13 protein-coding genes are annotated in these 10,311 nt (G+C 42.5%); 6 read left to right on the top strand and 7 right to left on the bottom strand.

Annotated features, from left to right (window positions below):
* Positions 1-216, bottom strand: a 216-nt coding sequence (locus V7K27_RS28645; RefSeq protein ID WP_334951786.1) for a hypothetical protein, incomplete at its 3' end; no start/stop codon positions are given.
* Here V7K27_RS28645 and V7K27_RS28640 point away from each other — a divergent pair.
* Together V7K27_RS28640 and V7K27_RS28635 are read left to right on the top strand one after the other, a co-directional pair.
* On the top strand, positions 198-344 hold the full coding sequence (locus V7K27_RS28640; protein ID WP_334951785.1) for a hypothetical protein: 147 nt from the start codon (positions 198-200) through the stop codon (positions 342-344). The two genes, V7K27_RS28645 and V7K27_RS28640, sit on opposite strands and share 19 nt — an antisense overlap.
* A 29-nt stretch (positions 345-373) precedes the next feature.
* Positions 374-511, top strand: a complete 138-nt coding sequence (locus tag V7K27_RS28635; RefSeq protein WP_334951784.1) for a photosystem I protein PsaX — start codon at positions 374-376, stop codon at positions 509-511.
* 21 nt (positions 512-532) lie between these two features.
* On the opposite strand, the gene V7K27_RS28630 is transcribed toward V7K27_RS28635, so the two are convergent.
* A complete protein-coding gene (locus V7K27_RS28630) occupies positions 533-1,399 on the bottom strand; it encodes a branched-chain amino acid ABC transporter permease (RefSeq protein ID WP_334951783.1) in 867 nt (288 codons plus the stop codon).
* Positions 1,400-1,625: 226 nt separating this feature from the next.
* On the opposite strand from V7K27_RS28630, the gene hrmK reads away from it, so the two are divergent.
* Positions 1,626-3,464, top strand: coding sequence for a hybrid histidine kinase/response regulator HrmK (gene hrmK / locus V7K27_RS28625; RefSeq protein ID WP_334951781.1), 1,839 nt, complete (start codon positions 1,626-1,628; stop codon positions 3,462-3,464).
* On the opposite strand, the gene V7K27_RS28620 is transcribed toward hrmK, so the two are convergent.
* Positions 3,405-3,548 carry a hypothetical protein gene (locus tag V7K27_RS28620; protein ID WP_334951780.1) on the bottom strand — a complete coding sequence of 48 codons (144 nt, stop codon included), beginning with the start codon at positions 3,546-3,548 and terminating at the stop codon, positions 3,405-3,407. The genes hrmK and V7K27_RS28620 overlap by 60 nt on opposite strands.
* 75 nt (positions 3,549-3,623) lie before the next feature.
* Between V7K27_RS28620 and larE the strand changes: the two genes are divergently transcribed.
* Positions 3,624-4,451 carry an ATP-dependent sacrificial sulfur transferase LarE gene (larE, locus tag V7K27_RS28615; RefSeq protein ID WP_334951793.1) on the top strand — a complete coding sequence of 276 codons (828 nt, stop codon included), beginning with the start codon at positions 3,624-3,626 and terminating at the stop codon, positions 4,449-4,451.
* Here the strand turns inward: larE and V7K27_RS28610 are convergent.
* From V7K27_RS28610 to V7K27_RS28600, 3 genes are all read right to left on the bottom strand, one after another.
* Positions 4,441-5,505: a radical SAM protein gene (locus tag V7K27_RS28610; RefSeq protein ID WP_334951779.1), complete on the bottom strand. Its 1,065-nt coding sequence runs from the start codon at positions 5,503-5,505 to the stop codon at positions 4,441-4,443. The genes larE and V7K27_RS28610 overlap by 11 nt on opposite strands.
* A gap of 226 nt (positions 5,506-5,731) precedes the next feature.
* Positions 5,732-6,001, bottom strand: a complete 270-nt coding sequence (locus V7K27_RS28605) for a hypothetical protein (protein ID WP_334951778.1) — start codon at positions 5,999-6,001, stop codon at positions 5,732-5,734.
* Positions 6,002-6,216: 215 nt separating this feature from the next.
* On the bottom strand, positions 6,217-7,284 hold the full coding sequence (locus V7K27_RS28600) for an SGNH/GDSL hydrolase family protein (protein WP_334951776.1): 1,068 nt from the start codon (positions 7,282-7,284) through the stop codon (positions 6,217-6,219).
* A 947-nt stretch (positions 7,285-8,231) separates the two neighbouring features.
* On the opposite strand from V7K27_RS28600, the gene V7K27_RS28595 reads away from it, so the two are divergent.
* On the top strand, positions 8,232-8,444 hold the full coding sequence (locus V7K27_RS28595; protein WP_334951774.1) for a hypothetical protein: 213 nt from the start codon (positions 8,232-8,234) through the stop codon (positions 8,442-8,444).
* Between the two features lie 226 nt (positions 8,445-8,670).
* Here V7K27_RS28595 and V7K27_RS28590 read toward each other — a convergent pair whose 3' ends face one another.
* Positions 8,671-9,576: a DNA-methyltransferase gene (locus tag V7K27_RS28590; protein WP_334951772.1), complete on the bottom strand. Its 906-nt coding sequence runs from the start codon at positions 9,574-9,576 to the stop codon at positions 8,671-8,673.
* Positions 9,577-9,810: 234 nt separating this feature from the next.
* On the opposite strand from V7K27_RS28590, the gene V7K27_RS28585 reads away from it, so the two are divergent.
* On the top strand, positions 9,811-10,227 hold the full coding sequence (locus V7K27_RS28585; RefSeq protein WP_334951771.1) for a pentapeptide repeat-containing protein: 417 nt from the start codon (positions 9,811-9,813) through the stop codon (positions 10,225-10,227).
* Positions 10,228-10,311: the final 84 nt, after the last annotated feature.

Below are 10,311 nucleotides of genomic sequence, written 5' to 3'. Positions count from 1 at the left end.
CTGGGCCGCTGGTTCGCAGTTCCTATCATGCTGGAGAGGAGGGAGTGGGGAGTGGGGAGTAGGGGGATGAGGGGGATGAGGGGGGATGAGGGGGATGAGGGGGGATGAGGGAGATGAGGGAGATGAGGGGGGATGAGGGGGGATGAGGGGGATGAGGGGGTATGAGGGGGATGAGGGAGATGAGGGAGATGAGGGAGATGAGGAAGAATTATTCAACAAATCTCTCTCTTGTCTCCCCCCACTCCCCACTCCCCACTCCCCACTCCCCACTCCCCAATTCTCAAGTTCACACAAATATTCTTAAAGAATTTGAATATTTGGTACGCCAGTTTGGTATTTCTTAAAAAGTCTTGACATTAGGAGAATCGGAATTATGACTGCTAAAGCTAAAAATTCCCCAGTTGCCGACAGTGGAGCTAAACCTCCCTACGCCTTTCGCACGGGCTGGGCACTGTTCTTGTTGGCTATCAACTTACTGGTAGCAGCCTACTATTTCCACATTATTCAATAGTTAGAAGTGGAGTGGTGCTGCTCAAATCGTCCCTTTGAATAAACCTTTGGGACGAATGAGCAGCACCAAAATCATGATCAACAGTGCTACACCTTGTTTATACTGTGAACCCAGCCAAGGAGTGCTGATTTCCTGGACGATACCAATAATAAAAGCTGCCGCGATCGCACCGTAAGGGTTGCCAATCCCACCAAGTATTACTGAGGCAAATAATGGTAAAATTAAAAACCATCCCATATTCGGACGCACAGCTGTAATCAACCCATACATACTGCCGCCCAATGATGTAAGAGTACCAGCAATTAGCCAAGTCCAGAAAATTACTCGGTCAACATTGATACCTGAAACCCTAGCTAAGTCCAGATCGTCAGCAACTGCTCGCATCGCCTTACCAATTTTGGTATTTTGTAGCAGGTAATGCAGCGCCAAAATTGCTAGCACCGCCAACCCCAATACTAATAATTGATTTTGCGGCACCTTTAAACCCAAAATATCTAAAGCTGGGGTAACAGGTAAATCGTAATTTTGGTTCTTGCCACCCCAGATAAAAATAATCCCATTGCGAATAAATAAGGCAAGTCCGATAGAAATAATAATCAGCGTAGTGGAAGTAGCACGGATAGAGCGCATCCTTGACCACAGTAACTTTTCCGATAACAGCATTGCTGATACTGTTCCCGCCGCCGCCAGAATCATCGACAGCCAAATATTCACTCCAATAGAGTTAATCAGCCAAGTCAGATAGGCTCCTAAAGTTAAAAAGTCACCATGAGCAAAGTTAGATAGCCGTAAAATTCCATAGGTAAGAGTAAGTCCGACTGCGGCTAGAGCAATAATGCTTCCTACCGCAATCCCATTAACGATTAGTTGGGCGAATTGTGTATCCATAAGTCTTAAGTTGCTTTAAAAAATTTTAGGTCAGTGATTCATACAATAATTTTTATGGTCTAGCGGCTAAACTGGACATCATAAGTTATGGTTGATAACAACATAAGTTATGGTTTCTAAATAAAAATCATGGTTTATAAATAAATAAAGAGTTGTCCGCTAATATACATAGAATCCTGTTTGGATTTTTATGTGAAGCTAAACTTGTTCAACGGTCTAATTGACCATGCAGCAGTATTCAAGCTTACCAGACCAGAACTCACAGATAGATGCAACGCCAAAACTTTTGACAACAATTGAGCAACTTCGCACACAGCTGTGGTTGGAGAGCAGCTTGAACCAGTTGCAAAGTAGCCTTAATGATTGCCTGCTTTCTGCTTGTAACACTGTCTCACAGGCAGAAGCCGCACAAGGGGAAGTTTTCCAAACTGTGGTTAACGAGATTAACAGTGCTATTCAGAGCAGTAATCTGGCGCTGATAGATTTTAGCGTAGCTATCGCTCTGTTTCAACCACAAGAAACTGTTGCCACAGTTTGCTATGTTTCTCGTTCTCCATCCGCAAACTCACAACCTTTATTTCTAGAAGTGCTGACAGCAGAAAAAAAGCTGCTGTTGAGATTACAAGAGGTTATAGAAGTCGAAGATTTGCAACAGCTTGAGAATCAACAACCACCGAGCGCTTGGCCGTTGGCTGATGATTCTGGCAGGATCATGGGCTGGCTAATTATCGCCGCAGCGCCCCGAAGCTGCGATCGCAAGTCACCGATCGAATCACAAGCTCAACTCAGATCGCAATTGATGGCAAGGTCTGCCAAGCAATGTACGACAGCCTTGCGACAACTTAGACACATCCGATCTTGGCAGCAACGGTATCAACACTTAAGTAGCTCTAATCAAGAATTGGAGCATACCAATCAACTGAAAAATCAGTTTTTAGCAAATACCAGTCACGAAATTCGCAGACCGCTTAGTTCTATTATTGGGTTTACCTACCTGCTTTTAGCCCCAGGGTACGAACCAACTAAAGAACGCCAGCAAGAGTATTTAAATATCATTCAGTCTTGCGGCAAGGACTTGCTAGCTCTGATTAATGATATTTTGGATCTCTCTAAAATTGAAGCAAACCAGCTAGAAGTACAGTGTGAAACAGTAGATGTACCACTGCTGTGTAGCAATGTTTTGGCACTGGTGAAAGAGAAAGCCGCTAATAAGGGTTTGAGACTGCGCCTAGAAATTGACCCTGAGATTACAACTCTAGTAGCCGACCCTTTACGACTCAAGCAAATGCTGTGGAATTTACTCCACAACGCCCTAAAGTTTACAAGTATTGGAAGTGTTGGTTTACAGGTTGCTGCCAAAGGTGAATTTGTGCATTTTACAGTTTGGGATACTGGCAGTGGCATTTCCCAAGAAGACCAAGCTTTACTGTTTCAACCCTATTTCCAAATTGCCAAGGCTGTAGCTGGTGACGTTGAAGGTACTGGTTTGGGTTTAGCACTGACTCGGAAACTCGCCGAAATTCACGGTGGTTCTGTGAAAGTGGAATCGGAAGTAGATCACGGTTGCCGTTTTACCCTGATACTTCCCTTTAAGCAAGAGGCCCAAGTGGGAGGAGATGAGGGAGTAGGGGAAGCAAAATTTTCCTCATCTTCTCTGCCTTTCACCCCTAGTTCCTGTGTAGATATTTTGCTGGTAGAAAATGATTTACCCAACGCTCATTTGATGCAAATTTATCTGGATAAATTGGGGTATCAGGTGACTTGGGTCAAAAATGCTGCCAAGATGTGGGAAGCTCTAACACGGTTAAACCCGGCGGTGATTTTAATGGATGTCTACCTAGCAGATGGAAATGGGCTTGAGTTGGTGCAACAACTGCGAGAAAATCGGCAATATGAGGCGATTCCGATCATTGTTCAAACTGCAATGGCAATGAAAGGCGATCGCGAGGTTTGTCTAACAGCTGGAGTAAATGACTATATTTCTAAACCGATTGATTTACCACTTTTAAAAAGTCTGGTGGGCAAGTACAGCAAAGCGCCAACTGAGGTTGATGGGGAGTGGTGAAGATGAGGGAGATGAGGGAGATGAGGGAGATGAGGGAGATGAGGGAGATGAATTAATAACCAATGCCCAATACCCAATGCCCAATGCCCAATGCCCCGTAACTAATGACTAAAATAGAAATTGTTAGGTGCTATAAGGTTTTGGCAGGATTGGGAAATGATGCTGACAGAAAAATTTGAGCAGTTAAGAGCTTTATTTAAAGAAATGGAGCAGGCGTTGATTGCCTACTCTGGGGGCGTTGATAGCACTTTGGTTGCCAAAATTGCTTTTGATGTGTTGGGCGATCGCGCTTTGGCTGTGACTGCTGTTTCTCCTTCGCTATTACCAGAAGAATTAGAAGACGCCAAAATTCAAGCTGCAACTATTGGGATTCCTCATAAAATCGTCCAGACTCACGAGATGGAAAATCCTAATTACACCTCTAACCCTGTTAATCGCTGTTATTTTTGCAAAAGTGAGTTGCACGATACTCTCAAACCTTTAGCTTTAGAGTTGGGTTATCCCTATGTAGTGGATGGGGTGAATGCTGATGATTTGCATGATTATCGCCCAGGAATTCAGGCGGCGAAAGAAAGAGGGGCGCGATCGCCTTTAGCAGAAGTCGGTGTCACGAAATTAGAAGTTCGCCAACTTTCGCAACAACTCGGTTTATCTTGGTGGGATAAACCCGCTCAACCTTGCCTCAGTTCCCGCTTTCCTTACGGTGAAGAGATTACTGTAACTAAGTTGCAACGAGTCGGTAGAGGAGAAATTTTTCTGCGTAAACTAGGTTGGCAGAATTTGCGCGTGCGATCGGAAGGGGATACAGCACGCATTGAATTACCACCAGAACAAATTAAAGAGTTTGTGTTGACTAACGATTTACAAACATTAGTTTCGGCATTTCAAGATTTTGGATTTATCTACGTAACCTTAGATTTGGAAGGTTATCGCAGTGGTAAGTTGAATCAGGTTTTGAATCGGGAAGCCTTGGGCGTTAAACTATAGCATTTTCCTGGACTGTAGACACCGTTTTGCTGTTTTCACCTGCCTCACTTGTCTTCGCCAACTGCATCAGTGTCTCATACCAATCCGTAATCGGCAGATCGGCAGGTGCTGTTAGCTCTTGATAAACGCGTTGGCAGAGTTCTCGAAAAGCAAAGTAGCGCTCTTGACGCCAATGCTTAGTAAGTTCGCCCAAAGATGCCTCATTAAGATTTCCTAGAGCATAATTGCGGTCAAAACCATGTTGCATTGGCACGATTGTCCCATCTGCTTCGATAATTAGGGGTGACACAAGTTGAGCAAAGCTGTAGTCTTGCTGATTTATTAGCAATTCGTCTACAAAAAAGCTACCGGGATTTGAACGCAGCAAATCTTGGTGAGTTAAATCAATATGAACAAACAGCTTTTCACCAAGGGCTTCTCGCAGACGGGTGGCTTTTAGGTAAGCATAGGATAAGATGCTGGTATTGGGTCTAGACCCGACGAGGCTTTGAGTAGCGTGTCCGACTTCCACAAGTGGATGAATCTGCAATAATTTCGCTCCTTGCTCCAAGGCGAAGTTTGCAACCCAGTCTAACTCCCGAAAATTTTGTTTTGTGAGTGTAAAAAGAAACCCGAATGGGATACCCGATTGACGAACCCCTTCCAGTCGAGCCGCCATTTTTTCAAAAGCTTGCTCTGAAGAACGCATACGGTTATGAGAGGCTGGCATTCCATCAAGACTAATGGCGAGTAGATCAACCGCTCCAGTCAGCTGCTCTAAGTGTCGCTCGTCCAAGAGTATGCCGTTGGAAGTAACCGTTGTCCGCATCTGGCATTGATGAGCCTGTTTTAGGAGTTCCGGCAGAGGTTTGTAGACAAGGGGTTCTCCTCCTGAAAAGCTGGCAATGGTATACCCTTGTTCACTTGCATCGGTAATTGCTTGTAAAAGGAGCGGGACACTGAGTTGGTCACGCTCCTCCGGGCTAGAAGAAGAGTAACAATGGAGACAGCGCAAATTGCACCGTCTGGACGGGTGGATTTGTAGGATGCGGTTAAAGTTTCCAGTAAGTATCATATGCTTACACGACTCCAATTACTCTTTCTGATCTAAAACTCTATGAAACTTTTGCAAAAGATACTTTTGCCAGAGTTAGGTAAAGGGGTTAAAAGGTAAGGAGAAAAGAAAAATTCCATCTCTATTCCTCTTCCTTGATTCCTACAAGAAGTCTTAGAATCCAAACCCCTGCTTAGGGAAATCTAGTACACTGTGGCGTCAGTTTGCCTACCTTATAACAAGGGGCTTAAGTCCCTTGTATTGAGATATTAGCTGGATTTGCGCCTAGCTCCTTAGTTGAGATATTAGCTGGATTTGCGCCTAGCTCCTTCAACGTGAGGACGCCGAGGGGAAAGGGAAAGGGAGTCCCAATATGAAGAGGCGGATGCAAGATGATTTTTGGGTCGGGTAAACTTAATCCTCCTTTCAACTGTTCTAGTTCTTGTAGTTCTTCTGGGGTTAGCTCCATAAACAATTCGTCGCCTTGAATGTTTTGCACTTCCAGACGGTTTTCCATAATATTCTCCTTTGTTTTTACACTAAGTGCGTAGGCATCGCTGATTTCTCTGAGCGATTTGCACAGGTTTAATTTCATTCCTCTCTGAGGAACTTACGCAAATTTACTATTGAATTTACAAATATTTATATTTACAGGCGCTATTTGGCAGCCTGTCTACGCAATTTCATAACTTATGGTGATGCGATCGCTGCAAGTTTTGGCAATGCGATCGCTCAATTCTCACGCTGAGTAACCTTGTATTCTATCTGCTGTAGTGCCGATCGCCACACATCATATCCCTCTTGAGACAGGTGTAACCCATCTGTGGTCAACTCTGGGCGCATATTGCCTTCCATATCCGTAAACCAGCTATAAATATTTAGATAATTAGCGCCTTCTTGTTTAGCAATCACGGTTAGTTGGATGTTTATCTGACGAATGCGGCTATTGGAAACCTTTGGTAGGCGAGTAGGCAAAATTGATTCGACAATGATTTGGGCTTGTGGGTGAGTCTGCCGGAGGCGGCGGATAATTCGGCGATAATTACGCAAAATTGTTTCATCACTAGCGCCTTTGCGTAAGTCGTTAATTCCAGCCATGATGTAAATCACATTCGGCCGCGTTGCCGAAAATGCCCCCAATCTTTTTAAAACGCCACTGGAAGTATCTCCAGATATGCCTTGATTCAGCCACAACTTACCAGGAGGCAGTTTTTCTCTAGGAAACCACATACTCAAAGAATCACCAACTAAGATACTTAGATGATTTACACCTTGACCCTGAGCGATCGCTCTAGCTTCTAAAGCTAGTAAACTTTTCCAGTCGTCATAAGTTAGTTGACGTTTCTTGATCGACTCCCACAAAGATTTCAAATTATCATTATCTACGCGTGTATAAATCTGACCTGTTTTCAGAGCCGCCAATCTTTGGTAGTAAAGTTGATTGCCCGATGTCAGTGAGAGACTACCTGCTTGGCCGCTGGAGTTGAGTAGTGACGCTGTTGGCGCTGGTAATCCCTGACTGTCGGTTTCTGCTAAGGAGAGATTAACGCTGTTGATATTTTCCTCACCCACTGTTGGCTGCGAACTTTTTAGGGGTTGCAACACTTGGCCGCTGAGTTCTGGTAAGGAGAGATCAACGCTCTTGATAATTTTTGTACTGACTATTGCCTGCGAACCCTGTTTTAAATCCCACAGGAATCTAGAATTTTGTGGCAGGACAATCGACAGATGTGGAAGAGCCGATGCGGGTATTGCCAATCCTGTTAACAAACCTGCTGCCAACAGATAAGGGTCCTTCATCGATTTGTCTCTCCTCTACTCACTGCTTTTCCCTATGACAGGATTAGTTGCCTGTATTCAGGAAAATTTTACTTTGGTTAAGTTATTATTCTTATTTACACTGTGTAGCTCTGTAAAGCGTGTTCACGATATTATATTTGACAATTTACGATCTCTTTAAACTACGGCTAACTTGGTGGTATACAAATCTGATTTTTGAGAATATTTCTACTGAAAGCACTGTGATCATCAGCCGACCACTTTTCATAACTCAGTTGTCACAAATATTGCAAGTATTTGCAAAGTCGGCGATTAGTGAGTGATTTTTGAGTATCTCAGACAGAAGTTTTTGCTTTTGATGTTGCTAATATAGGAAATAACCATTTGATTTTAGGTTTCCAGATTTCAGTAAATTGTGCGATCGCATCAGAGTTTGCTAGACCCTGAGGCGATGTCTGACGAAAAGCCGTTTCACGTCTACACCTTTTTATTTCTCATTTGAAATTGAGCGGTGCAAATGCATCCGTTTTGAACCTGGCATGACTAGAGTTTAACTGTTGAGAATATTGATATCATACGATGCTGTGCCCTCAATGAGCAAGCATCAGGTTTGCCATGCTGAGAATTTTAGAACTTACTCAAAAAAGAGATTAGACTCGCAATCAAACAGATTTAGGATAACTCTGGAGTCATCTATAGCCCTGTTAGATACTATACCTGTTATGCTGGGATGACAAAAGTTAAATTTATTTTCATCCAAAAGTAAACTCTTACGTTTGATGCGATGATTGAGGGTTTTATCTAAATTGTCGATAAGTATGACAATGCCCAGCACTTAGAACCGTTGTTTTCTATATAGGTAATTTTTATGTTTACTCATTGAAGTATGACTTGAAACACATTTAAATTAAGTTTTACCTCTAGAGAATAACCTCATTTAAAGTGCTAATATTTAGGCTGAATCATTAGTGTTTTCCTTTTATTCCGTGGCTAGAGCTAGTACAGCGATTGGTGTGAGTCCTATTATTAAGGAGATTGTGCAAAAACAGGCACATTCGACACGTTTGACCCTGAAAGAAGTTATTCTTATGGGGATGTTAGCAATTGATCAACTAGACGATCAAGCTCGTCAAGAGCTAGCGGATCAAGTTCATCAAATGCAGGTGAATGGAGAAATTTAATTGAAGAAGAATTCAGAAGTCAGAATTCAGGAGTCAGAATCAATCAGTTGGGGATTCAGACCGCGCAGGAATTGAAGACCACCAAATTTTCTTGTTTTGTGGGGGTCTTAAACCCGATTATTCATCCGCTTTTTCAGTCAAAATTCATTCTGAATTCTGACTCCTGACTCCTGAATTCTGTTCGATAAATCTTAACTCCTCACTCCTGACTCTTTACTTAATTTGTTTATTGGCTAAATCGATAACGACTTCCCATTACATAATCCTGATTAATTTCAAAAGATATCCATCGGCGTTGCAGAGTTTCAGCAACAAATCCAGTTGTATTAGAACCTGCAAATGGATCTAAAACCATATCACCTTCATCAGTTAAGAATTTGATGAAGAATTCGGCGAACCCTTGAGGAAAACGGGCTGGATGGGGCTTAATTTCTGCTGTTTTGCAGCGTCGTAAATAAGCGCTATTCGATTCAGTATTCGCAATTTCTAGCAAATTCGGCGGAATTGCACCCTGGTTATCCTTTTGGAATTTATCAGAAATATCATGTCCACTAGGACGTAATTTTGCCTTATAACCATTTTTGAGTAATTGTTTCATACTTTGGCTATAGGGCTTTAAAACTTTTCTGTTATCTGCTTTAGGATTCGGTGTTTTAGACAACCACCAAACTGTATTTACTGAATCTTTCACACGAATCCGCCTGATTGTCACCCACTCAGCAGGGGTTGGCAGTCGAGCCGGATTATAGTGGTAAAATTCTTGAGCAAGAAAGAAACCTACTTCTTTGCATAATCTAACCAAAAGTTCGTATTGGTAGATACTCCGCACGGGATTACCAGGTAAGTAAGCGCCACCTAAATCTAGTACGAATGAGCCATTATCTGCCAGTACTCTTTTAAATTCATAGGCAAAAGGTAGAAACCACTCAATATATTTTTCAGCAGTTTCATTACCATATTCTTTTTTTCGTGTCAGCGCAAATGGAGGTGATGTGATAATTAAATTAATACTATTATCATCAATAAATTTAATAAGTTTAAGGCTATCACCTAAATATGCTGCTCCGTTCTGCTGGGTATAATAGGGATTAAAAATTATTTCTTTTGGTGGCGTTATTGGTTCTTCTTGCAAAAGTTATATAATTATCTCGTTTTTTATAGTTATAACTTGTTTTGGTAGTGTCCAAGTATTTAATTTTAAAAGTTATTTTTTTAACGCACAGAGAAGTCGGAGCGGTGGCTTCTGCTAGTTTTCTGGTGGGAAGGTCTTGGATTTGGAAGTTGATATTGAAGGTGGGTCAAATAATATAGACCAGAAGTTGAGTGGGTTATCTTGATATGAGTTGATTGATGTAGGAGTTGAGTTATGGATGCTAAAGAGTTGCTCCAGCGATATACTGCTGGGGAGAGAGATTTCGTTGGCGTTGGATTGGATGATGTGGATGTTAGTGGGGCTAATCTAAGTAGCATTAACCTGAGTAGAGCCAGTATGAACCAATTCTTTGCTGACGGAGCTAATTTGAGTGGCGCTGACTTGAGTAAAGCGAGTATTTATCAAGCCGGTTTCAACGAGGTAAATCTTGCTGGAGCTAACTTGAGTGAGGCTGATTTGGGAGATTGTGGATTCCGAAGAGCTAATTTAAGTGGCGCTAATTTAAGTGGCGCTAATTTGAGTGGCGCTGACTTGAGTGGCGCTGACTTGAGTGGTGCTGACTTGAGTGGTGCTATCTTTCGTTACACCAGAATACCTGATGGGAGCATCCGTAGCGATAGCCGCGAATGAATCAGTGCGATCGCTAGTAGGTTGGGTTGAGGAACGAAACCCAACATTGATGACCAATATCTCAGCACAAATATCTAAAATAAT

Origin of the sequence: Nostoc sp. (assembly GCF_036919575.1) — a bacterium.
In the GTDB taxonomy this organism is placed as follows: Bacteria; Cyanobacteriota; Cyanobacteriia; order Cyanobacteriales; family Nostocaceae; genus Nostoc.
Note: the sequence above shows the minus strand (reverse complement) of the source record. Positions and strands in the feature narration are given on the sequence as shown.

What these genes read in the sequence shown, in the direction of transcription:
- V7K27_RS28640 (WP_334951785.1), top strand. Translation starts at nt 198, where the DNA reads ATGAGGAAGAATTATTCAACAAATCTCTCTCTTGTCTCCCCCCACTCC.
- V7K27_RS28585 (WP_334951771.1), top strand. Translation starts at nt 9,811, where the DNA reads ATGGATGCTAAAGAGTTGCTCCAGCGATATACTGCTGGGGAGAGAGAT.
- V7K27_RS28630 (WP_334951783.1), bottom strand. Translation starts at nt 1,399, where the DNA reads ATGGATACACAATTCGCCCAACTAATCGTTAATGGGATTGCGGTAGGA.
- hrmK (WP_334951781.1), top strand. Translation starts at nt 1,626, where the DNA reads ATGCAGCAGTATTCAAGCTTACCAGACCAGAACTCACAGATAGATGCA.
- V7K27_RS28605 (WP_334951778.1), bottom strand. Translation starts at nt 6,001, where the DNA reads ATGGAAAACCGTCTGGAAGTGCAAAACATTCAAGGCGACGAATTGTTT.
- V7K27_RS28610 (WP_334951779.1), bottom strand. Translation starts at nt 5,505, where the DNA reads ATGATACTTACTGGAAACTTTAACCGCATCCTACAAATCCACCCGTCC.
- V7K27_RS28600 (WP_334951776.1), bottom strand. Translation starts at nt 7,284, where the DNA reads ATGAAGGACCCTTATCTGTTGGCAGCAGGTTTGTTAACAGGATTGGCA.
- larE (WP_334951793.1), top strand. Translation starts at nt 3,624, where the DNA reads ATGCTGACAGAAAAATTTGAGCAGTTAAGAGCTTTATTTAAAGAAATG.
- V7K27_RS28635 (WP_334951784.1), top strand. Translation starts at nt 374, where the DNA reads ATGACTGCTAAAGCTAAAAATTCCCCAGTTGCCGACAGTGGAGCTAAA.